19 protein-coding genes are annotated in these 23,053 nt (G+C 68.7%); 6 read left to right on the plus strand and 13 right to left on the minus strand.

All coding sequences use genetic code 11. The features are described from left to right. Window positions 1-207 precede the first annotated feature (207 nt). On the plus strand, window positions 208-462 hold the full coding sequence (locus BLR91_RS15865; RefSeq protein WP_089880291.1) for a DUF2188 domain-containing protein: 255 nt from the start codon (window positions 208-210) through the stop codon (window positions 460-462). A 149-nt stretch (window positions 463-611) separates the two neighbouring features. Here the strand turns inward: BLR91_RS15865 and BLR91_RS15870 are convergent, their stop codons facing one another. After that, complete coding sequence (locus BLR91_RS15870; protein WP_089880288.1) at window positions 612-1,889, minus strand: hypothetical protein; 1,278 nt, start codon at window positions 1,887-1,889, stop codon at window positions 612-614. A gap of 159 nt (window positions 1,890-2,048) precedes the next feature. On the opposite strand from BLR91_RS15870, the gene BLR91_RS15875 reads away from it, so the two are divergent. Continuing rightward, window positions 2,049-2,657 carry a hypothetical protein gene (locus tag BLR91_RS15875; RefSeq protein ID WP_157694619.1) on the plus strand — a complete coding sequence of 203 codons (609 nt, stop codon included), beginning with the start codon at window positions 2,049-2,051 and terminating at the stop codon, window positions 2,655-2,657. A 440-nt stretch (window positions 2,658-3,097) separates the two neighbouring features. Here BLR91_RS15875 and BLR91_RS15880 read toward each other — a convergent pair whose 3' ends face one another. From BLR91_RS15880 to BLR91_RS15925, 10 genes are all read right to left on the minus strand, one after another. Further along, window positions 3,098-3,841, minus strand: coding sequence for an HAD-IIB family hydrolase (locus BLR91_RS15880; RefSeq protein WP_089880283.1), 744 nt, complete (start codon window positions 3,839-3,841; stop codon window positions 3,098-3,100). Next, window positions 3,841-4,953, minus strand: a complete 1,113-nt coding sequence (locus BLR91_RS15885) for a LacI family DNA-binding transcriptional regulator (protein ID WP_231918955.1) — start codon at window positions 4,951-4,953, stop codon at window positions 3,841-3,843. The genes BLR91_RS15880 and BLR91_RS15885 overlap by 1 nt, the downstream gene beginning before the upstream one ends. Next, entirely contained in the window at window positions 4,919-9,433 is a 4,515-nt protein-coding gene (locus BLR91_RS15890) for a polysaccharide lyase family 8 super-sandwich domain-containing protein (RefSeq protein WP_231918956.1), read from the minus strand. The genes BLR91_RS15885 and BLR91_RS15890 overlap by 35 nt, the downstream gene beginning before the upstream one ends. A 103-nt stretch (window positions 9,434-9,536) precedes the next feature. Continuing rightward, the gene (locus BLR91_RS15895; protein WP_089880274.1) at window positions 9,537-10,631 is read right to left on the minus strand and encodes a glycoside hydrolase family 130 protein; all 1,095 of its coding nucleotides are present in this window, start codon (window positions 10,629-10,631) and stop codon (window positions 9,537-9,539) included. A 39-nt stretch (window positions 10,632-10,670) separates the two neighbouring features. Next, window positions 10,671-11,567, minus strand: a complete 897-nt coding sequence (locus BLR91_RS15900; protein WP_089880271.1) for a carbohydrate ABC transporter permease — start codon at window positions 11,565-11,567, stop codon at window positions 10,671-10,673. Beyond that, entirely contained in the window at window positions 11,564-12,475 is a 912-nt protein-coding gene (locus BLR91_RS15905) for a carbohydrate ABC transporter permease (RefSeq protein WP_089880268.1), read from the minus strand. The genes BLR91_RS15900 and BLR91_RS15905 overlap by 4 nt, the downstream gene beginning before the upstream one ends. A 59-nt stretch (window positions 12,476-12,534) precedes the next feature. After that, window positions 12,535-13,863, minus strand: a complete 1,329-nt coding sequence (locus BLR91_RS15910; RefSeq protein WP_089880265.1) for an ABC transporter substrate-binding protein — start codon at window positions 13,861-13,863, stop codon at window positions 12,535-12,537. A gap of 160 nt (window positions 13,864-14,023) precedes the next feature. Continuing rightward, window positions 14,024-15,049 (minus strand): LacI family DNA-binding transcriptional regulator, encoded by a 1,026-nt coding sequence (locus tag BLR91_RS15915; RefSeq protein WP_089880262.1) that lies wholly within the window; start codon window positions 15,047-15,049, stop codon window positions 14,024-14,026. An 80-nt stretch (window positions 15,050-15,129) separates the two neighbouring features. Next, window positions 15,130-16,917 carry a DEAD/DEAH box helicase gene (locus BLR91_RS15920; RefSeq protein ID WP_089880259.1) on the minus strand — a complete coding sequence of 596 codons (1,788 nt, stop codon included), beginning with the start codon at window positions 16,915-16,917 and terminating at the stop codon, window positions 15,130-15,132. Window positions 16,918-17,012: 95 nt separating this feature from the next. Next, window positions 17,013-18,263, minus strand: coding sequence for a low temperature requirement protein A (locus tag BLR91_RS15925; RefSeq protein WP_089880255.1), 1,251 nt, complete (start codon window positions 18,261-18,263; stop codon window positions 17,013-17,015). A 244-nt stretch (window positions 18,264-18,507) separates the two neighbouring features. Here BLR91_RS15925 and BLR91_RS15930 point away from each other — a divergent pair, with 244 nt between their 5' ends. From BLR91_RS15930 to BLR91_RS15940, 3 genes are read left to right on the plus strand one after another with little or no spacing between them, the layout of a single operon-like run. Beyond that, on the plus strand, window positions 18,508-18,873 hold the full coding sequence (locus BLR91_RS15930; protein ID WP_089880252.1) for a YidH family protein: 366 nt from the start codon (window positions 18,508-18,510) through the stop codon (window positions 18,871-18,873). Beyond that, window positions 18,870-19,235: a DUF202 domain-containing protein gene (locus tag BLR91_RS15935; protein WP_089880251.1), complete on the plus strand. Its 366-nt coding sequence runs from the start codon at window positions 18,870-18,872 to the stop codon at window positions 19,233-19,235. Before BLR91_RS15930 ends, BLR91_RS15935 begins: the two co-directional genes overlap by 4 nt. A 33-nt stretch (window positions 19,236-19,268) precedes the next feature. Further along, window positions 19,269-20,222: an oxidoreductase gene (locus tag BLR91_RS15940; protein ID WP_172823223.1), complete on the plus strand. Its 954-nt coding sequence runs from the start codon at window positions 19,269-19,271 to the stop codon at window positions 20,220-20,222. On the opposite strand, the gene BLR91_RS15945 is transcribed toward BLR91_RS15940, so the two are convergent. Next, complete coding sequence (locus BLR91_RS15945; RefSeq protein ID WP_089880243.1) at window positions 20,209-20,889, minus strand: TetR/AcrR family transcriptional regulator; 681 nt, start codon at window positions 20,887-20,889, stop codon at window positions 20,209-20,211. The two genes, BLR91_RS15940 and BLR91_RS15945, sit on opposite strands and share 14 nt — an antisense overlap. A gap of 90 nt (window positions 20,890-20,979) precedes the next feature. Here BLR91_RS15945 and BLR91_RS15950 point away from each other — a divergent pair, with 90 nt between their 5' ends. Next, window positions 20,980-21,816, plus strand: coding sequence for an SDR family oxidoreductase (locus tag BLR91_RS15950; RefSeq protein ID WP_089880242.1), 837 nt, complete (start codon window positions 20,980-20,982; stop codon window positions 21,814-21,816). Here the strand turns inward: BLR91_RS15950 and BLR91_RS15955 are convergent. Beyond that, window positions 21,733-22,893, minus strand: coding sequence for a glycoside hydrolase family 5 protein (locus BLR91_RS15955; protein ID WP_089881751.1), 1,161 nt, complete (start codon window positions 22,891-22,893; stop codon window positions 21,733-21,735). The genes BLR91_RS15950 and BLR91_RS15955 overlap by 84 nt on opposite strands. Between the last annotated feature and the right edge of the window lie 160 nt (window positions 22,894-23,053).

Below are 23,053 nucleotides of genomic sequence, written 5' to 3' on the forward strand. Positions count from 1 at the left end.
GTGGACTGATCGGTCACCAGGTAGCGCACGCCCTGCCAGACCAAGCGGACGGGTCGACGGCCTTCGGTCCACACGGACACGAGTTCGGGAGCGTGAGTAAGGGTCATCCGCCGGCCTCCATTCATTCAAACATGTGTTCGAATGATAAGCCGGCTCCGGCTGGAATCCAACCGCGGCGGCGTACCGTGCGTGGCGGAAAGGAGCGTCATGGCGAACAACGACGAGGACCGCTATGTCGTCCAGAACGAGAAGCGGGGCGGCTGGGATGTGGTGAAAGAGGACCACAAGCGCGCCTCCGCGCACACCGACACTCAGGCCGAGGCGATCGCCCGCGCCAAGGAGATCGTGAACAACTCCGGTGAGGGCAAGGGCGAGGTCCGCGTGCAGGGCCGGGACGGGAAGTTCCGCGACGGCATCTCCGGGCACCACAACGAGTCACCTGCGCCGGACAAGAAGCACTGACGCTGCATGTCGACGGCCGACTGCCGAGCGAGTTCAAGCGACCGCTGAACGACGACCGCACCGCCTACGAACGCTTCGTGCTCTCCGCTCAGGACGTCGATGCCGCGGTCTACGAGTGGCGCGGCGTCGAGGAACGCTGATGCGTTGCGTTAGTGGCTAGCGGGGCCTTCTACGTCGGAGGGATCAAACGTCCATCGTCGCAAGCCGGCACGGAGCGATTCACGTATTGCTCCCGGTGTGCACGTGCGATCCTGCACCGCGCGCACCGCCCGAAACAGATCTCGCGTGTCAATAAGCATCCCGTGCTGTGCGGCGAGGCCGTCCAGTTCCGCGTCACTGTCGATCGCCCGTGGCCGCGCCGAGGGGTCGATTCGCCGGTGTGCGTTGACCACGTGCCACAAAGCGTCTGGCTCACGATTGTGTTCCCGATGGAAGGCCAGCACTGGCCTGTTGGTTATCTGGCTCAGGTCGCCCACCTTGGCCCCCTTGGTGTACCCCTTGACCTCCACGAGACCCGTCCACTCTTCGCCCGGGGCTTGAACCCTAATGTCTTCCAGCAGAGCCTTCGTGACCGGATCGCGGTGATCTTCACCCATTACGGTTACCTCGAATCCCAGCAGATCAAACGCCTGAGCGACTGCCTCTTCCAGCTCGTGCCCGTCTTCCGTGAGGAGCCGTTGAAGGCCTCGCTGATCTTCCTCGCGACGGGCCTCAAGTCTGTCCAGCGCTTCCCTCTCGCTCTTCACGAACTCGACCCGGGCGTCGGCCCACGCCGCCCGAACCTGCTCCAAGGTGTCCGCGGCCGCGACGGCTGCTGCGCTCGACCACTCCGCGGCTTCCGCCCAACCTGGCGCAGCCGGAAATCGGTCGGAAGCCACGTTGTGAAGGACGGTAATAGACCAGGTAAACCACCGCTCGACCTGGCCGACGCCTGGCGGAAGCGCTAGCACGTACGACCCTCCTCCAAAGTCGGTGGCGATGAGCGCGAGGACCTCTTTCGCATCGCCTAGGTGCAGTAGCGGGATGCACTTATCGTCGAGCGTTCCGGTCTTCACGTAATCGGATCGCCACGCCAGCTTCGGCCCTGGCGGGAACAGGTCGACAAGGGTGTCCTCCACGAGCCGCCTAGCGTCGTCGTTCTCATTAATGGGGTCGGGGATATACAGCTCGCTCGCGTAGGTTTCGACGTCTCGGCTGAACTTCCAGCTCAGCGATTTCGCGCCCACACTGAACGTCGAGAGGCGGCTGAACAAGCGCTGAGGGTGTTCTTCGAAGGTGACATACAGGTCAAACTCGTCTTCATGCACCAGGTCGTTCGGCCCGATTCGAACCGCGTGCGCAACATGCTTCTCTAGGAGCACGTATACGTCGTCAGGGACAGATTCGAACAGCACTCGCGGGTGGGGAAAGTCGAAGAACTGGGCCACTCGATCACCCTATGGGGGCACCGATTTCGACGGGGGAAATCACTCCATTAGACAGGAGTTTTTTACACCGATAACCACCTTATGTCTTTTTGAGCGTCGCTCGATTCTCATTGCGCACGAATACGCCGCTGTAAGCGACTCCGCTGCTAGCTTCTAGCCATGGCGGACGAACCAATCACCCTGCGTCTCAATCTCGGGCCGCGATCGACCATAGAAGCTGTCCAATCAGCAGTCGATGACCTGGGACGACTTCTTACCTTCGCGAGCGAGATGCAGCGGTCAAGCGATCGACTGGCCTGGGAGTACGCAAGATTTGTCAGCCGCAGATCTGCGACGTTCTTCGAGCTGGGCGCCTTCGAAGCACTGGAAGGACTCGGCATCCGCGAAGCCCCCATTAGCCAGCTGACGCTGCGCGAGATCGAGGCGAACGCCCGCATCACCGTCCAGTCGCTCCGCTACGAAAACCCCCTCGAGCTCGTCATCCTCGCGGGTGGCGTCGTTGTCGTGTACATCATCCGATTGATTCGCGATTGGCCGGCGCGCAGGCGCATCAATAACGCAGCGGCGACCGAATATGAGAACGCGGTGGCGTTCCGGCAGAAGTTCCGCGACCGGCTCCTCGACTCCATCGACAAGGGCGAACTGCCTCTGACTCCTGAACTCATCGATTCGCTGCTCACTGACGACGTAGCCAATGCTCTCTCCGCCGTGGCGGACGCTGATCTAAAGGTGCTCGGACTTCCCACGTCATCCCCGGACAAGCGGTAGCACCGCACTCCATTGCTATCGGCCGAGCCCGGCCAAGCCTCCACTGACGCCACGGATCGAGTGGCTTCTTGGCAGCTTTACGTACTGCCTTCTGTTCCTTTATCTAGGACCGATGTCGGCTGGGTCTTGTATCCCTACAGTTTTGAGACGTCTCGCTAAGATGCCGCGGGCTGCCTTTGAGTTCAAGCGAACCAAGTGCCGGCGAATCTCATAAGCCTGTGTCGCAACCCAGGCCGCGGAATCCGCGTCACGAAGATTGCTTACGAGACAGGCACCCCGTTGAGATGAGACAGATCGGCTACGCGCGCGTCCCGCCCCGGCCGCATATGGGCGTCGAGACCCCTCCAAAAGTGCGCCAGCTCAGTGGGGTGCCCGGCGAAGAAGGTGACCTTCGGGATCCGGGCGGTCAGCGTCGAGGCTGGGGACCACAGCCCGCCACATCACGCCGCGGCGATCGCCTCCTCGATGAGCGACGCGGTCTCCGTCCAGTCCCTCACGGCACGCGTCGGGATGCCGAGCGCGAGCACCGGATAGTCGTTGCCGTCCGGGTCGAGACGGTCCCCGACGAAGAGCATGTCCGAGAACGGGATGTGCGTGATCGCCGCGAGCCTCCTCATCCCGTAGGCCTTGTCCACGCCACGCCGCGTGATGTCGATGCTGGTCGAACCGCCCGCACGCACCTCGAGTCCGGGCAGCCGCGACTGCACCGCCGTGCGGAGACTGCTGCGCCGCGTTCCCGCCGGATCCCAGGCGGACTTCTCGGCGACGGGTGCGAACTGGCCCAGCGCGGAGAACGTGATCTGCGAGCCGCGGTCCTCCATGACCGGCCCCCACGTGCCCGCATCCCACAATCCCAGGCGGGACGCCTCCTCCTCGACGACGGCGAGCGCCTCCTCCCGCTCGGCGTCGCTCAGGTTCTCGGCGTACCTGAGGCGCCAGCGGGCTCCGTCCCAGTTCAGGTAGCGCGTCCCGCAGGTCGGCATGAGGTGGAGGCGTTCCAGCGGCGCAGACGCGGGCAGACGGGAGAGCAGCTGGTCCCGGAACTGCTCGAACCGGCCTCCCGAGATCACGCACACCTCCTTCACCTCGAGGAGGTGTCCGAGCAGCGCGGCCATCCGCGGGTGGATGGGCGACTTCGACGGAGCGAGGGTGTCATCGAGATCGAAGGCGACGAGACGGAGCATCAGCGGGACCTTTCGTGGTCAAGTGGGCGGGGTGGCGGGCCGGTACTGCCCCGCACGACGAGTTCCAGGGGAAGAAGCGCGAGTTCGTGGGGTTCTCCACCGCCGATGCGGTCGGCCAGGAGGCGTCCGCATGCCCGGCCCCAGGCGTCCGCGTCATTGCACACGGTGGAGAGGGAGGGTGTGGTCGCGAGGGCGATCGGTCCGTCCTCGAGACCGATGACCGACAGCTCCTCCGGGACGGCCATGCCCCGACGCTGGGCGACCTGCATCCCGGAGGCGGCGAGGATGCCGCTCTCATAGAGGATGGCGGTCGGCGCGACACTCCTATCGAGGAGACGCACTGTGGCGGCCGCGACGGAGGGCGGAGACGAGTCGGCACGGAACACGCGGACGTCGAGGCCGAGGAGGCGGGACTCGTCGACGAACGCGGCTATCCGCCGGGCCGACCGGACGAGCGCTCCGTCAGCGACCAGCGCGACCCGCCGGTGGCCCAGCCCCTGCAGGTGACGGATCGCCAGCCGCATCCCCTCCGCGTCGGCGCCGGACGCCCCCGCGTCGTCGCCCACCACGAACGGCAGACCGAGAGCCGTCAGAACGTCCGGACGCTCGTCGCCGATCCGCATGCCGAGGAGAAGGACGACGTCCACCTGGGACTCGCGGACGAATCCGGAGTAGACCTCCTGCTCCTCCACGCCCGTCGTGACGACGCGGACGACGAGGACGGCGCCCGTCGCGGCGAGCGCATCCCCGAGTCCGTGGAGGAACCCGCCCAGATCGGAGTCCGCTCCCGAACCGTCTCTGCGGATCACTACACCCGCACTCCGCGGCCGGCGCGCCGAGAGCGCCCGGGCGCGGGAGCTCGGCCGCCAGCCGAGCTCCCGCGCCGCCCGCACGATGCGGTCGGTCGTCACCTGGCTGAGGCCGCGACGACCGTTGAAGACGAACGAGACGGCGCTCTTGGAGACGCCCGCTCGCGCGGCGACGTCCGCGATGGTGATGCGCCGCTCCCCCGGCTGCTGGGCGGCACCGAAGGCGGGATCCGGACCCGAACCGGCTCCCACCTCGGCGCCCCGCCCGCTACCGCGCCACAGCCCACGGGCCGTTGACGTCACCCGGAGCCTGGTTGCGGGTCCACCACTTCGCGACGTAGACGACTCCCTTGTAGCTGGCCCGGTCGCCCGCGGTGAAGATGCGCGACGGCGTCCACAACGCGGTGCCGTCCGGTGCGGTGGCCATCTCCTGCCACGGTCCCGTCACCGACCCCGGGACATCGCCACGGCTGTACCAGCCGGCCAGGAAGGTCTTGCCCTGGTACACGACGGTGTCGCCCGCAGCGAAGACGCGGGACGACGTCCACACGGCGGCACCGCTCTCCGTCATCGCCAGCTCCTGCCAGGCTCCGGTGTTGCTGAGCCCGGGCTGCTCGCCCTTCGTGGACCATCCCGCCTTGTAGACGGAACCCTTGTAGCTGACGATGTCGCCCGTCTTGTAGGACGTCGTCTTGCTCCAGGCGGCAGGCAGCACCACGGTGACGGTCAGCGTCGTGCTGGCACCGGCGACCGTGTCGCTGCCGCTGTAGGTCGCGGTCAGCACGTGGTCGCCCGCTGCGAGACCAGGCGGCAGGGTGAACGTGGCGACACCGCCCGTCAGGGATGCGACCCCGCGGTCCTTGTCCCCCTCGGTGAGAGCGACCTTCCCGGAGACCGGGAGTGGAGAGGTGACCGTGACGGTGACCGTCGCCGCCGTCCCCCACTTCGTGCTGACAGCGGGTGCGCTGACGACGGCGGTGGCGCGCAGACCGTCGAGAGCCGCCTTCAGCGCAGCGGTGCTCGCGTCGATCGCGGGCTGTGTGGCGTCGGCCGCCGTGAGCGTCGCCTTCGCGGCCTCCAGCGCGGGCAGCACGGGCGACCAGGTGGCCGGCGTGTACACCGTGCTGTCGAGACCGTTGGCCCGATCCACCTGTGCCTGCAGAGCGCTCTTGTCGACCGCCACCGTGACCGGGCAGCGGACGAACTCGTCCCCTGCACTGTGCACGAGCACGACGGACGTGCTGCCGGGCGCCCCGGTCTTCAGGCCGACGGAGACCGTCCCATCGGCGGCCGCCTGGGGTGCGGACGCCACCGCCGCGACGGACGGGTCGAGCGAGTACGCCGTGAACGAGTCGCTATCGACGAGCGGGGTGACGGTCGCGGCCAGGATGGCGGTGCTGTCCCTGTCCGCGTTCACCGGCGCCGGGCACGCCAGGCTGTATCCGCCGTAGACCTCGAACTCCCAGATGTTGAGTCCGTACTTGGTCGCCGGCGACCCGATGACGCGGACGTACCGCACCTCCGCCGTCGGGAACGAGGTGCTGTCGCGGCGGTGGTCGGCGGTGCCGGTGTTCTGCACGCGGGCCAGCGGCGTCCAATCGCTGCCGTTCACCGATCCCTCGAGCTGGTAGTCGGTCGAGTTGCCGCTCTCCCACTCGACGACCGCCTGAGACACCGGACGGACCGTGCCCAGGTCGACCTGCAGCCAGTTGCGGTTGGTGTACGGCGCCGTGCCGGAGGGTCGGGCGGAAGACCACTTGGTGGTCTTCGAGCCGTCCGTCGCCGCCGGAGCCTGCACGTTCGCGAGGTTGTTGTACACGCTGTCCGCTGTGGTGGGCTTCCCGAGAGCGAGGTTCACCCGCCCGGCCGATGCGGGCGCCGTGGTGATGGCGCTGTCGCCGAACACCTCGAACTCCCACACCGAGACGCCGTAGGTGGTGAGTGCCCGCTTCACGGTCTGCATCCGGACATAGCGTCCTGTCGCGTTGAGCGCGACGAGGTCGGTGCCGCCATCGCTTCCGGCGGCGGGCGTCGTGTAGGCGTCGCGCCAGGTGCTGCCGTCATCCGAGACCTGGATCTTGTACTGGCTGGCGTAGGACGCCTCCCAGAAGAGCCTCGCGGCGCCGATCTTCCGCACGCTGCCGAGGTCGACCTGGAGCCACGAGGTATCCGGCGATCCGGTCCTGTCGGCGATCCAGCGGGTGGTCGCGTTCCCGTCGGTCGCGCTCGCCGGACTCGTCCCATCGGAGGCGGTGGTCGGCGCGCCGAGCGCGAGGTTCGCGCGGGCGAACGCGGCGAACTCGGTCACCGAGTAGGAGCCGCCTCCCGGGCCGTCCAGGGGCAGGATGCGGACGAAGTTCGCCGCGACCGCCGGGAAGTCGACGTGCTGGTGTCCTCCAGTGCCGTTCTGGACCAGCGATTGATCGGTCCAGGTCGTCCCGTCCAGAGAGGTCTGGACGAGGAAGCGCGTGGCGTAGTCGGCGCCCCAGTCGATGTCCGCGCCCATGGCGTACGTGCCGGCGGCGAGCCGCTGGCTCAGCCACGGGGCCGCACCGGACGACTGCCATGCGGTCGTCTGGTCGGCGTCACCCGCACGCGCGGGGCCGTGGCCCGCGACCGAACCGCTTGCCGTGTAGGGCGAGCCGTCCGAGTCGTCCGCCACCAGCGGCTCCGTGACGGTCTTCCCGAGGTTCGCACCGGTGCCGAGCACGAAGGTGCCGCGCGACGCCGACGCGCCTCCGCTCAGCGCCACATCCACGAGCAGGCCGGGCTGGCTGGGGTTCGACAGACTCACGACCGGGGTGCCGGAGGACTCGTCGAGCATCACGATGCTCGGCTGGCTCACCGAGAGCGTGCGGCCGTCGCCGAGGTCGAGCGAGCCGGCGCGGTAGAACGTCGCCATCGTCCGCTTGAGCCCGGGATGCTGCACCGCCTGCACCGATGTGTCGTTGCGGAGGATCTTCACGGCGGGGTTCGCCGCGTAGGCCTGGGTCTGCGCTGCCGACTTCGCCGGCAGCACGATGTACTGGTATCCGGCGCCGCTGGGCGTCGTCCCATGATCGAAGTACAGCGTGAACGCGTCGTGGCTCTCCGGCTGGTCGCCGTAGTAGCTGCCCGTCTGCGTCTTGTCGGACACCGTCACCGCCTGGTCGGACGGGAACACGTACCCGACCTTGTCGTTGTACGCCCACGACGGATCGGCGACGACCTTCCCGTCGGTGCCGGGCGCGACCTTCTGACCGTCGACCGAGGCGTTGTCCTTCGCGGCGACCTGGTTGACGGTGGTGTGGATGGGCGCGGTCGAGGACGACTGGATGCCCGCGCCGAGCGCCACCATCTCGTCGTCGAAGTAGTAGTAGCTCTTCTGCGCCTGCGTGCCCGCGCGGTCGAGGCTCTCCACGCTCGCACCGTAGGTGCCGTCCGAGACGCCGCCGGTGAACGCGCCGCCGTTGGCGGAGCGGCCGTCCTTGCCGAGCGAGGTCTCCTTCACGTACGGCACGGTCGTGCCGGGGTAGTGGTACCAGTCGAACGCCGGTCCGAGGTCGGTGTACTCCTTGTTCGTCACCTGGATCGCCGTCGTGCCTGTGCGGTTCCAGACGATCTCGTTGCCGACGTCCTTGCGGAGGGTGGAGCGGTACTCGCTTCCCACGGTCCGGCTCGAGTTCAGACCGGTCACGATGCCGTAGTCGGCCCGCTGGTGCGAGGAGAACTCGGAGCGCCAGAAGTACTTGTCGCCGGTGACGCCGTTGCCGGCCGTCTTCCCGCGGATGTTGTCGGCCATCTGCCGGTAGGCCGTCGCGTAGAGGGGGTCGGTGCGCGCCATCCGGTCGAGCGGATCCAGGAACACGGCGCCGTAGCTCGTAACCCCGTCGACCGTGGTCGCCGGCCGGTAGAGGAGGTACAGCATCTCGATCTCGCCGCGGATCAGCCAGCGGGTGCCGTCGACGATGTAGAACGCGATCGTATCCAGCTGATCGCGGGTGAAGGCCAGGCTCGTGCCGCGGGCGGAGTCCGCCCACATCGCCACCATGGTGAACAGGGCCATCCCGTAGCCCTCGCTGTAGAGCTGCGCGCCGTGCGCCCAGAACGTCGAGTCCGGCTGCACCGCCTCCTGCACGGTGCCCGAGTCGTCGACGGCCACCGTCTGCACCATCGTGGCGAACCCCGCCGTGATCGCGGCGGCGTCGCGGGTGGCGAGCGCCTTGTACAGGTAGTCGGAGGTGCGCCAGGCGCCGTTCGCGCCGGCCGGGTCCAGCTTGCCCTGGTTGTGCTTGATCGCCAGAGCTGCGGCATCGGCGCTCAGCTCGTCGCCGACGAAGATCGAGATCCGGCCCATCGCGATCGACTCGCCGATCTCGGTCTCCCACCAGTTCGTGTTCCCCGGGTTCACCTGATCCCAGTACGCGAGCGCGCGTTCCTCCGCGGCGATCAGCGCGGGGTCGTGGTAGCCCTTCGCCGACGTCTCGCGGTAGGCCTGCGCGATGGCGACCATCCGGTAGAGAGCCTTGTAGGCATCCCACGTCTTGCCGTTCGCCGAGCTCGTCGTGTCCTGATAGTTCACGTCCGACCACGAGCCGTCCGCGTTCTGCGAGGCGACGTAATCGAGGGCGTTGCTGGTCTGCGCCAGGTAGATGCCGTTGGCGATCTGCACCTCATCCCCCTGGCTCAGGTAGTAGTCCTGCAGCCGGGTGACGATCGTGGAGACGTCCGTCTGCAGGTCCGCCGCCTGGGCTGGCGCTGCGAGACCGGCCGCGCTCAGGAGGGCCGCGACGAGGAAGGCCACGAACGCCGAGAGGCGCGAGCGGCGGAGGAGCGTTGGACGTGGAGCGTTCGGGTCTTCGGGATGACGCGTCATTGCGTTGGACTCCTTGTTCGCTGGAGGTGGGTCAGGGGATGCGGACGAGCCGGGCGACGCAGATCCGCGTGTCGGCTGCGCCGTAGAAGACGACATGCTCTCCGTCGATCTTCTCGATCGCCGTGGGGAACAGGACGTTCGCCACGGTTCCCGCGGTCTCGCCCGCGGTCTCCGGGGCCATCAGGGGCTCGCTCGTGCGGGCGAGCACGCGCGAGGGGTCGTCGGCGTCGAGGAGCATGGCGCCGACCACGTAGCGGACGGTGAATGCCTGGGGCACAAACGATCCGCCCGGCAGGCTGCCGGTGACGCCGTGGTGGAGCAGCAGCCAGCCCTCGGGCACCCGCAGCGGAGCGGGGCCGGCGCCGATCTTCAGGGCCTCCCACTCGTACTCGGGGCCTGCGACGAAGCGGTGGCCGCCGGGACGGGTGAGCGCCGTGATGTCCTGCACGGCGTCGTCCACCGGCACGTAAGAGATCCAGATGCTCGCGCGGTCGTCCGTCACGCCCGCGGGAAGCGGCGGCTGCTCGTCCGGCCGGACGAACCCGAAGTCCCACATCGGCCGGTGCAGCATGGCGAAGCTCGGGCGGCCCTCCGGGTCGGGCACGACCTCCGGGAAGAACACGACGTCCTTGTTCGGAAAGAGGTTGAGGTCGGTGTCGAGGGCGTCGTCGTAGGCGAACTGGATGGGGCCGAGCCGCGTCCACTCGCGGCCGTCGGTCGACACGGCGAGGGCGGGCTTCGGTCCGAGCGGCCCGAACGCGACGTAGCTCATCACGTGGATGCCGAGGTCGTTCAGCGGGGTGATGCGCGGGTCCTCCACGCCGCCGTGCGCCGTGCCGTGCTCCCATCCCCGCTGCGCCTCCAGGGCGATCTCGAGGTCCGCGACGCCGGTCGGCACACCGTCGGTCACGACGACACGCGCCCGCCCGATCCGCGACACGTTCTGCTCGGCGACCAGCCGCGGGAACAGGTGCACCGTGCCGTCCGGGTCCTGCACGGTCGCGGGGTTCAGCACGCCCTCGACCTGGCGCGGGTCGGCCGGGTCGGGCTCCATGACGATGCCGATGCGCTCCAGTGCGTACGGGATGGCGACGGCGGTGGTGCGGGCGGGGGTGGTGGTGGACAACAGGACCTCTCTAGCGGATGGGGTGATGCGTGGACGGGGTCAGCCCTTGACGGCGCCGACGACGCCGTTGACCAGGTAGCGCTGGATGAAGATGTAGCCGACGATGAGCGGGGCCGCGACGATGAAGGTCGCGGCCGCGAGCAGCGGCCACTGGTTGCCGTACGTCCCCTTGAAGGCGTAGAGCCCGACGGTCACCGGGAACTTGGTGGGGTCGGCGAGCAGGACGGTCGCGAGGATGATCTCGTTCCAGATCCACACGGCCTGCAGGATGAACACGGTCACCAGCGCCGGCCGGGCCAGCGGCAGGATGAACGTGAAGAGGTAGCGCCAGTAGCCGACGCCGTCCATCGCGGCCGCTTCGTCGAGCTCGCGCGGGATGGACTTCACGAATCCGCTCAGCAGCAGGGGCCCGACGCCGACACCCACACCGACCAGCAGGATGTACCCGAGCTGCGTGTCGTAGAGCCCGAGCCGCAGCAGCAGCTGGAACTGGGTGATCAGGGCGTTGGGCAGGAACAGCACCAGAACGAAGACGATGGACCAGTACTTCGCACCGCGGATGTACCCGCGTGCGACGGGGAACGCCAGCACCAGGGTGAGGAGGGTGCCGATCGCCGACCCGGCCGCCGTGTAGAGGACGCTGTTCAGGATGTACGCGCCGAAGTCGCCCTTCTCCCACGCGGTCGCGAAGTTGCCCCACTGCGGGTTGGAGACGATCCCGACCGGGTTCGCGACGAATTCGGCCTGGGACTTCAGCGCGGTGTTCAGCAGGTAGAGCAGCGGGAAGAGGAACACGACCATGAGGATGAGCGCGCAGATGTACGCGCCGATCGGCCGGCGCCGGCGACGGCGCGACACCGTGGCGCCGCGTGGGCCGGATGCCTCCGGCAGCGACTCGGTCGTCGGCGTCGTCACCTGTTCGGTGGTGGTCGTCACAGTCTCGCCTCCCGTCGGCGGAGAATCAGCAGAGCGATGATCGAGACGATGGCCACCAGGAAGAACTGGACCATCGATACGGCCGCCGCATAGCCCTGCGACTGCGACAACGTCGTCCCCGAGGCGCCGCCGAAGCCCTGGACGTACACGAGCAGGGAGAGCACCTGGGTTGAGCGGTTGTTCGGACCGCTGAGCACGTAGATGAGCTGGTAGCTCTGGAGCGCGTTGACGATGCCCAGCAGGACGTTCGCGGTGATGGACGGCGCCAGCAGGGGGATGGTGATGCTGCGGAAGCGCTGCCAGCCGCTCGCCCCGTCGATCTCCGCCGCCTCGTTGAGCTCCTCCGGAACGGCCTGGAGGCCGGACAGGAAGATGATGACCGAGACGCCGAGCACCATCCACACCTGGACGAGGATCACCAGGGCAAGCGCCAGCTTCGGGTCTCCGAAGAACGCGGAATGGCCGCCGAAGAGGCCGAGCAGCGATGCGGCCGGTCCGCCGCTCACGTTGAAGATCAGCGACCAGACCAGTCCCGTGACCGTCACGCCCAGGATCGTGGGCATGAACACCACGGCCCGGTAGAAGTTACGACCCCTCAGCCGGCGGTTGAGGAGCACCGCGACGGCCAGGGCGACGACGATCTGCAGCGCCGTGCTCACGACGGCGAAGATGATCGTGTTGCGCAGGGCGTTCGCGCTGTCCGCCCACTTGGCGGGCGAGAAGAAGTCGACGTAGTTCTGCAGGCCGACGAAGTTGATCGGGAGGCCGGGGAGGCCGCGCAGGTCGGTGAGCGAGGCGATCAGCACGCCGACCGCCGGAACGAAGCCGAAGATGCCCAGCAGCAGCATCCCGAGCCCGAAGGTGACGCGGACCGGCGTGCGGCGGGGGAAGGGGAACGATTCAGTCATGTGTCTCTCGACTCCCGGGAGGGTGGCCGGCCGGGGTCGGCCACCCTCCCGACAGAGGGTCAGCCGGCGGCCGACCACGCCTTCTGCGCGGCCTCGGCGGCCTGCTCGGGCGTTGCGGAGCCGAGCGGGCTCAGCGCCGGGTAGTTGAACGGGAAGACCGCGTCCTGGCCCGCCTTGTTGTTGGCGAACCAGACCTGGTCCCAGGCGGGCTCGTACGACTTGGTGTAGTCGCCGATCGACTGGAGGAACGCGCTGGTGGAGATTCCGGGCTGAGCCGACGAGAAGCCCGACTTCTGCAGGAACAGCTCGTAGTTCTTCTTGTCGGAGAAGAACTTCAGCCACGCGAGCGCCGCCGTCTTGTTCTTCGCCGAGGTCGGGACGGCCAGCTGGAGCTCCGTCTTGCCGTTGAGCAGGGCGTTGTCCGCCGCGTTGTCGGAACCCGGGAACGGGAAGTACCCGTAGTCGAACTTCTTGGCGACGGCAGCGTCGATCGTCGGCTGGTCCCAGGTGCCGTCGACCGTCATCGCGAAGTCGCCCGCAGCGAAGCCCGACGGGATGGACGTGTAGTCGGCTCCCGCAGCTCCCTCCTGCGAGTTCTGCAGCACGTACTCGGTCTGCTTCAGCACCTTGACCTCGGTCGGGTCGGTGAGCTTGGCCTTGTTCGTCCAGAGGTCCTTCGCCAGCTGCCGCTTGTCGGCGAGCGTCGGATAGTTCGCCGTGACGGAGGCGAGCATCGGCAGTCCGGCGGGCCAGCTGTCCTTTCCACCCATGCCGAACGGCGTGACGCCCTTGGCCTTGAGGGCGTCGACCACAGCGGTGAACTCGCTCCAGGTCGTCGGGATCGTGAGCCCGTTGTCGGCGAAGATCTTCTTGTTGTAGAAGACGCCCGTGTAGTAGCTGACGCCGGTCGGGACCGCGTACTGCTTGCCGTCGATCGCCTGCGTGTCGAGCAGGGTCGGCGTGTACTGCTTGAGGAACGACTCGCCCGTGAGGTCGACCAGGCCGCCCGCCTTGGCGAGCCGCGCGTCGTCGGTGGCGGCGTCCTTCGCGTACGACGGCGTCTCCATGAGGCCCTTCACGACGAAGAGGTCGAGGTTGCCCGCCGTGAGGCGCGACGACTTGGTCGCGGGGTAGTTGTCGTTCGAGACGGTGGAGAAGACGACGTCCACCTTCGGGTACTGCTTCTCGAAGGCCTCGTTGATCGCCCGGAAGCCGGCGTCCGTGGCGTCGCTGCTCGAGACGAGAAGCTGCAGCTTCCCGTTCGGCTCTCCATCTGTCGATCCGCCGCCGCTGGAGCAGGCGGCGAGTGCGCCGATCGTGGCTGCGGCGACCGCGCCGGCGATCAGCCGCCGGCCCAGGGTCGCGCCGCGCAACCTCTTCGTTGCCATGTGTTGTCTCCTCGTCGAGTTTCGGGATGTGTGCAGGTGTATCGGGTACAAAAACGTTTCGGTTCTACACGCGCAGGTTACCGAAACGTTTCGGTGACGACATGGTGGCACGCCCCGGCATGCAAATGCAAGCCCGACCGAGCACCCCGCCCGATCGCGATCAGCGCTGCGAGCGCGCCGGCCCCGTCGAATCGCGGACGATCATCTCGGCGTCGGGGATCCGGACGTCGTCGACGACGCCCTCCTCGATCAGATCGACGAGCATCCTGCCCGACTCCCTCCCCAGCGTCCGCGGCGAGGTGTGCACCGTGGTGAGGGACGGCCGAACGTAGGTGCCGAGCCGGATGTCGTCGAAGCCCGCCACCGACAGCTGGCCCGGCACATCCACGCCGAGGTGCTGCGCCTGGGCGATGAGGCCGATGGCCGACAGGTCGTTCGCGCACATCACCGCGGTCGGCGGGTCGGCCGAGTCGAGCAGGATGGATGCGGCAGCCGCGCCGCCGAGGTAGGTGAACTCGCCGGGGACCACCGGTCCGGGCTCCAGCCCCAGCTCGCGCAGCCCTGCACGCCAGGAGTTCTCGCGCTCCACCGAGTGCGTCATGTTCGGGCGGCCGCTGACGTAGGCGATGCGCCGGTGCCCGAGGTCGACCAGGTGCCGGAGGGTGGCCCGGATCCCGGCGTCGGGATCCTCGCGCACCGCGGGGATCGGGAAGCCGCTGCCCGGGTTGATGGCGACGGCGGGGAGCCCGAGCCGCTGGACCAACGCGATGCGCGGGTCGTCGACCTCCAGGTCGTTGATGAACACACCGTCGACGCGACGGTCGGCCGCGAGCTTCTCGTACCGCTGGAGCACCTTGTCGGATTCGGCGCTGATCTGGAGGACGAGCGCGTACCCGCGGGGATCGATCGCATCCTCGATGCCGCCGATGAACCCGCCGAAGAACGGGTCGAGCTCGAGCACATCCGGATCCCGGTGCAGGACGAGGCCGACCGTGAACGCGCGCCGCCCGGACAGGCTCTTGGCCCGGAGCGAGGGGACGAAGCCGAGTTCCGACGCGATCCGGATGATGCGCTCGCGCGTGACGTCCGAGACCCCGGGCCGCCCGTTGAGCGCGCTCGAGACGGAGCTGATCGCGACGCCGGCCTTGTTCGCGACGTCGACGATCGTCACCCGCTCATCGCCCACCGACCCGCCTCGCCTTCCGCCCTGCATCGAGCGACGGACATCCTATGCCGAAGAGGGCGGCGGGCGCTCCTCAGCCTCCCTCAGCCGCGCCGCGGCTTGCGCGGCGGCCGGTCGTCGTCCTGCCACGAGCCGGACCGACTGCCGCCTCGCCCGCGATCGGGACGGAGCTGGATGAGCTTGCCGCCGATCCGCGTGCCCGAGAGCCGGGACAGCGTGTCGCCCGGCATGTCGGCCGGCAGCTCGACGATGGAGAAGTCGGGCATGATCCGGATGTGCCCGAAGTCCTCGCGGCTCAGGCCGCCCTCGTTGGCCAGCGCACCGACGATCTGGCGCGGCTCCACCTTCTGACGCTTGCCCACCTCGAGGCGGTACGGCGCCATGGGGGTGTCGTTCCGTTCCCGGCGCCCCGGACGGTCGAGCCGGTCGCCCCGAGCGCCTCGGCCGCCTGCACGATCGCCGCCGGCACGGTCGCCGCGCGTCTCGCGCTCCACCGGCTGCGACAGCTCGTCGCGTTCGCTGAGCAGGAGCGGCTCGTCGCCCTGAGCGACGACGGCGAGCGCCGCCGCCACATCCGTCTCCGGCACATCGTGGTGCTCGACGTAGTGGGCGATGATCTCGCGGAAGCGCGAGATCCGGTCCTCCTGGGCGAGCGCCTGGGTGATGGCGTCGTCGAAGCGGGCGAGACGGGTGACGTTCACGTCGTCGACGCTGGGCAGCTGCATCTGTGTCAGCGGCTGGCGCGTGGCCTTCTCGATCGCGGTCAGGAGCCGGCGTTCGCGGGGCGTCACGAAGCTGATCGCCGCGCCGCTCCTGCCTGCGCGTCCGGTGCGGCCGATGCGGTGCACGTACGACTCGGTGTCGACCGGGATGTCGAAGTTGACGACATGACTGATGCGCTCGACGTCGAGGCCGCGCGCCGCGACGTCGGTGGCGACCAGGATGTCCAGCTTGCCGGACTTGAGCTGGTCGACCGTGCGCTCCCGCTGGGCCTGCGCGACGTCGCCGTTGATGGCCGCGGCCGAGTAGCCGCGTGCGCGCAGCCGCTCCGCGAGCGTCTCCGTCTCGTTCTTGGTGCGGACGAAGATGATCATCCCCTCGAAGTTCTCCACCTCGAGGATGCGCGTGAGCGCGTCGACCTTCTGCGAGTACGACACGACGAGGTAGCGCTGGGTCGTGTTCGCCGACGTCGTCGTCTTCGACTTGACGGTGATCTCTTCCGGATCGTGCAGGTACTTCTTGGAGATGCGCCGGATCTGCGCGGGCATCGTCGCCGAGAAGAGCGCGACCTGCTTGTCGTCCGGGGTGTCGGCGAGGATGGTCTCCACATCCTCCGCGAAGCCCATCTTCAGCATCTCGTCGGCCTCGTCGAGCACCAGGTACTTCAGCTGGGAGAGGTCGAGGGTCCCCTTCTCCAGGTGGTCCATGATGCGTCCGGGCGTTCCGACGACGATGTGGACGCCGCGGCGCAGCGCGGACAGCTGCACCCCGTATCCCTGCCCGCCGTAGACCGGCAGCAGGTGCACGCCCTTCAGGTGGGTCGCGTAACTCTCGAACGCCTCCGCCACCTGCAGCGCGAGCTCGCGCGTCGGGGCGAGCACGAGCGCCTGCGGACTCTTCTGCGACAGGTCGAGGCGCGACAGGATCGGCAGCGCGAAGGCCGCCGTCTTGCCGGTTCCCGTCTGCGCGAGGCCGACGACGTCGCGGCCCTGCAGCAGCGGCGGGATGGTGGCGGCCTGGATGGCGGACGGCGTCTCGTAGCCGACATCCTTCAGAGCCTTCAGGACGGCCCCATCCAGCCCTAACGACGAGAAGGTCGGAGCATCGTCGGCGGTTTCGGAGCCGCTGTGTGCGGAATCTGGCGTGGTCACTGTCCCACGGTAGTCCCCGGGGGCGGATTCTCGGCGTGGCGAAGCACGCCGAGCGGCGTGCGGCAACCGCCGAGTTAGGGGCTTCCGGGTGAGGCCTAGGTGAGCTGACGCGCCAGCGCCGCCGCCTGGTGCCGGTGCCCGATCGTCTCGTATCCGACCACGACGACCGCGGGCGACAGGGCGATGACGATGAGGCTCACCCCGATCGGAGCCCCCGCGGCCGCCAGCCACACCGACGCGACGAGCGCGACGACCGTCCCAACGAACAGCCCGATGTGGAACGGGTCCCCTTCGTGAACGAGATACGTGTACAGCAGGAACAGGACCACCGAGAACACGAGCACTGGCACGGCCACGCTCGCCACAGCACCGGCCACGCCGAGTTCCCCGACCCCCTCGATCTCGTACGCGACGACGTGCAGCCCCGCCCCGGTCGCTGCGATCGAGGCGAAGAGCAGGATGTGGCTGTAGCCCCACGCCACCGCGCGCCGGCGGTGCCGTCGGAGAATCTGTGACGACGGGATGATGAAGTACGTCCACCAGAGCCCGAAGGTCAGCCCGACGCCGGCCACGGCGATCAGGGCGGCCTGGATGCTCCATCCCTGCTTCTCGACGAGCGCCGCGACCGACGTGACCGTCCCGAACAGCACCTCGCCGAGCGCGATGATCGTGAGAAGGCCGTAGCGTTCGGCGATGTGGCCGGCGTTCCAGGGCGTCCCGCCGAGCCGCACCTCGGCGAGGACGGGGCCGCCCAGCTCCACAACATAGAGCAGCGGAGCCACCAGCAGGACCGTCTCGAAGCTGGGCCGCGCGAACGCCAGCAGCACCCAGCCGACCTGGGCCGCGGTGACGAAAGCGGCGTAGACGAGGGCGGTGCGCCGCCGGGCGGGATCCTGTGCCGCCGCGCGCAGCCACTGGGCGACCAGGGCGATGCGCATGACGACGTAGCCCGCCACGAGCACACCGACCTCGAACTCGCCTCCGGCGTCGACCGACGCGAACATCTCCGGCAGTCCGAGCGCCAGGATGACAACGCCGACCATCTGCACCATCGTCGTCACGCGGTAGAACCAGTCGTCGGTGTCGTAGGCCGACGCGAACCACGAGAAGTTGATCCAGGCCCAGCAGATCGCGAACATCGCGAACGAGAACGCGCCGATCGCCGGCCACACGTGTCCCTCCGAGAGCAGGTGTGCGAGCTGGTCCCCCGCCTGCCCGAAGGCGACCACGAAGGTCAGATCGAACAGCAGCTCCAGCGGTGTCGCCGCGCGGTGCGCCTCGCCCGGGTCCCGGCCGCTCATACGCAGCAGCCGGTGACCGAGGTCGTCTCGCGTGGTCTCGGACATGTCGCCTCCCGAATGGACGCCCGGCCCCCGCGGCCGGGTGGCCCTATTCTGCGCCGGGTCTCGTCGGTTCGGCAGGTTACGATGGTCGCCCAACGCCGGGTTCCGCACCGTCGCCGTCCGCGACGCCGAATGACGAGGAGAACCCCATGACCTCCGACACCGATCAGCACACCCCAGCCGAGTCCGTTCCGGACTGCTGCGCTCCTGCAGCTGCCGGAGGCGATGCCCCCTCGGACGGCCGCGGATGACGGACGACAAACGCTTCCCGCGGTCCGTCTTCTCCAGTGGCGACGAGCCGGATGCGCGCTTCTCCCTCGCCAACGAACGGACATTCCTCGCCTGGCTCCGCACCGGCATCGCCCTCCTCGCCGGCGGTGTCGCGCTCGAGGCCCTCGGTTTGGGCATCCACCCCGGGTTCCGCCTCGCCGCGTCCCTCCTGCTGCTGATCGCCGGCGCGGCCGTGCCTATTCAGGCCTGGTACGGCTGGAAGCGCACCGAGTCCGCCCTGCGACACGGGACCCCGCTGCCGTCGGCACCATTGACCGTCGTCCTGAGCGTCGTCGTCACCGCGGTCGGCGTGCTGGTCCTGGTGGGCGTCCTGCTGCGATGAACGCCCCGTTCGACCCGGGCCTGCAACCCGAACGCACCGCTCTCGCGTGGCGGCGGACCGGGCTCGCCCTTCTCGTCGGATCGTTCGTCGCAGCGCGCATCCTGCCCGAGCTGCTCGGCGCCTGGTCGGCGCTCCTCGGGCTGACCGGCGTGGTGATCGCCGGCATCCTGCTCGCCATGATCCATCGCCGGTATCGCGGGCACCACGGACAGCTCACCACCGACGGCGATCGTGCGCCGATCGCCGAGGGTCGCCTCATCGCGGCCACCGCGGCTTTCGTCTTCGGCGGCGCCCTCGTCAGCATCGTCGTCGTGATCGTGCTCGCAGTGAGCGGTGCCCTCGGCGCCTCGCTCCCGCGATGAGGTCGGACGCACCCGCGGAATAGGGTGGTCGGCATGAGCGCAGTCCATCCGCGAGGCGGGACCTCGTCGGTGCCGGAGACGATCGCCCTGATCGGCCCCGGCGCGATCGGCACCACCGTTGCCGCGGCGCTGCAGGAGGCGGGCACCCCCGTTCAGCTCTACGGACGCACGGCTCGAGACCAGCTCGTCCTTCATCGCGGAGATCACGACATCGTGGTCCCTGGACCCGTCATCGCTGACGTGTCGCAGGTCGCCGGTCCGGCAGATCTCGTCTTTCTCGCGGTGAAGACCACCCAGCTCGAGGCCGCGTCACCGTGGCTGGCGGCACTGGTCGGGCCGCAGACCGTCGTCTGCGTGCTGCAGAACGGCGTCGAACAGCAGGCGGCGCTGGCGCCGCTCCTCCCGGAAGGACATGTCGTCCCCGCTGTCGTGTGGTTCCCCGCCGAGACGCAGCCCGACGGCTCCGTACTGCTGCGCGGCGACGCGCGCCTCACCCTGCCGCACTCCCCGGCAGCGTCGGTCGCGGCCCAGGCGCTGAGCACCACGTGGTGCGAGGTCGAGCTGTCCACGGATTTCGCGTCGGTCGCGTGGCGCAAGCTGCTCCAGAACGCCGTCGCCGGTCTCATGGTGCTGACGGGCCGCAGGGCTGGGATGTTCCGGCGAGACGACATCGCCGGACTGGCGCTGGACTACCTCCACGAGTGTCTCGCCGTCGCTCGGGCCGAAGGGGCTGCGCTGGACGACGATGTCCCGGCCCAGCTGCTCGCGCGGTTCCAGTCGTTCCCCGCCGACCTGGGCACCTCCATCCTCGCCGACCGCGAAGCGGGTCGCCCTCTGGAGTGGGACGCACGGAACGGTGTCGTGCAGCGCCTCGGCCGCGCTCATGGCATCCCGACGCCGATCAGCGATGTGCTCGTGCCCCTTCTCGCCGCAGCGAGCGATGGAACGGGAAGGGTCGCCGGGCCGGCGGCGGTCACGCCCGGCTGACCGAGGTGAGTCCCGAGATCATGACGTCGATCGCGAAGTCGCGCCGTCGGCGCTCGTCCGCTCCGGTCAGCGCCGGGGCCAGCCGCCGGACGCGCGGGAACAGCTCCGGGTCCGCGGTCGAGTAGACGGCGAGAGCATCCGAATCGGGGATGCCGGCGACGGCCGAGCGATCACGCACGGTGCGTTCGACGGCGGTCGACGCCGCGAACTGCGCGATGAGGTCGACGGCGAGCGCGGCATCGGCATCGGGGATGCCGCCGGCCTCCATGAGCGCGAGCTCGTGCTCTGCGAGACGCAGTGCCCCTGGGAGCGTCGGGATGGTGCCGAGCGCGACCGCGCCGAGGCCCGGGAACGACTCGAGCGCGTCGACCGTGTTGACGACCGTGGCCGCCAACGCCGCCCGCCAGTCCCCGTCGACCGGAGCGACGAGCTCGATGCCCGCGTAGACGTCGTCGAGCGCGTGCTCGAGCAGCACATCCCGACCCCCGAAGTACGCGTACAACGACGCCGGGCCCGTGTTCACCGCCGCGGCGACGTCGCGGAGCGTCACGGCCTCGACTCCACGTTCGCGGATCAGCCCGAGGGTGGCGTCGAGGATCGAGCGCCGCGACAACGGCGGCTTCGCCGGGCGGTCACGGCGCGAAACGGGCTCAGCGGGCAGCGGCATTCCCCCAGTGTAGCGAGTTGACACGATCGCCATTCTCTACGAACATTGTTCGCGAACGCTGTTCGTCAAGCTCTATGAGAAGGAGAAACCATGTCGGTGCTGGTAGTGGGCGCGAGCGGTGCGGTCGGCGGCCTGGTGGTCGCCGGGCTGCTGGAGCGCGGAGAGCGGGTGCGGGCGACGAGCCGGCGACCGGAGAACCTGACGCTGCCGGAGCGGGTCGAGGTGCTGGCCGCGGACCTGAACGACCCACCGACGCTCGGGCCGGCGCTGGCGGGCGTTGATCGCGTGTTCCTGTACGCGGATCTCGACGACCCGGAAGCCGTGGTCGCGCAGCTGGCGGGCTCGGAAGTTCGGCACGTGGTGCTGCTGTCGTCCTCCGCCGTGACGTTCCCCGGGGCCGAAGAGGACTTCAACGGTGCGAGGTTCCTGCGCGTCGAGCGGGCGATCGAGTCATCCGGGCTGAACTTCACGTTCCTGCGGCCGGGCGGCTTCGCCAGCAACGCGGCGCGCTGGAGCTGGAGTGTGAAAGGCGAGAGCGCGGTGCCGCTGCCCTACCCGGACGCCGTGCAGGTCCCCATCCACGAGGCGGACATCGCGGAGGTGGCCGTGATCGCCCTCACCGGAAACGCCCTGCTGAACGCGACCCCCGTGCTCACCGGCCCGGAGCGGCTGACCCTGCGCCAGCAGGTCGAGACGATCGGCTCGGTGATCGGCCGACCCGTCGCCGTGGTCGAGCAGACGGAGGCGGAGTCGGTCGCGATGTTGTCCCAGTACGTGCCGGAGGTCTGGGTGACGCAGATCGTCACGGACTGGCGGGAGGCCGTCGGAACCCGCCCGGACGTGTCACGCGAGTACACCCGCATCACCGGGCGCCCATCTCGCACGTTCCGCACCTGGGTCAGCGATCACGTCGAGCTGTTCCGCTGACCGCCGCCCACCCGGGGAGCGCATCCCGAGCGCGCGCATCACCTCGGGCGCTGCGGGCTCCGTCCCCGAGCGCGACACCGCGGGGTCGGTGTCCACGATGCCGAAGGGCCCACGAAGGTTCCAGAGCGCCCAGCCGATGCCATGGTCGCCGAGCACGCCAGTGACGGCCTCCAACCACGCGAGGCGGATTGCGGACGGGAGTGTCGCGTAGGCCCCCATCTCGCCGACGTGCACAGCGGCGCCGGCGTCCGCGAGCGCGATCCACGGCTGCAGCACCCGCTCGATGGCGCCCGCATCCCACGTCGCCGTCGTCTCGCCGGGCAGCGGCACGTACCCGTCGCGGCGCGCCGCATCCACATCGGTCTGCAGCGGCCAGTGCGGCTCGGCCGTCGTCGCAGCCACCCACGGCGCTCGGTGATGCGTGATCTCGAAGGGCTTGTACAGGTGCACGGAGGTCACGACCCGGGGATGCGCCGACCACTTCGCAGGAGGTGGCTGCATTCCCGCATCCCAGCCCTCCAGCACCACCAGGCGTTCGGGCGAGATCCTCCAGATCTCCTCCGCCGTACGGCCGAAGACCTCGTCGAAGGTCGCCTCGTCGGTGCGCGGTGGCTCATTGAGCAGGTCGAAGCTCAGCTCCTCCGGCGGTACATCGGCGTACCGCCGGGCGAAAGTCGTCCAGTAGTGGCGGAACAGCTGCTGACGGTCGGCGTCGCGGAAGAGGTCCCCGGGTTCCGGCACGTCGAACTGCGACAGTGAGTTGACGCAGTACCCGGGGGCGCGGTGGAGGTTGAGGCTCACGTGGATGCCGTACTCGCGCCCCAGTTCGACCGCACGGTCGACGAGACCCAGGCGATCGGGATCGATGGACTGCCCGCGCGGGCCGGTGCCGAACCACAGGTACGACAGCGGGATGCGCGCGAAGGTCATCCCGAGCTCCGCCATCATGGCGAAATCCGACTCCTGGATTCCGTGCCCCAGCCGGATCGGGAAGAGCTCCATCCAGCGCGCGCTCGTCGAGAAGAGCTCGATCAGGTTGGCGCCTCGCCAGTGGGAGGCTCGGGATATCGTCGGCATTCACGCTCCTTCGCATGCGCAATCGTTTGCGTGGTGCAGGCAATGCTACTTGCGCACCGTGAATGTATCCAGCAGAATCGCGATGAACAAGCATTTGCGCGCTTTGCTCAAAATGCATTCCAGGACGACCATGAGCATCGTCCAAGACCAAGGAGTTTCA

Source organism: Leifsonia sp. 466MF, from assembly GCF_900100265.1.
Classification (GTDB): domain Bacteria; phylum Actinomycetota; class Actinomycetes; order Actinomycetales; family Microbacteriaceae; genus Leifsonia.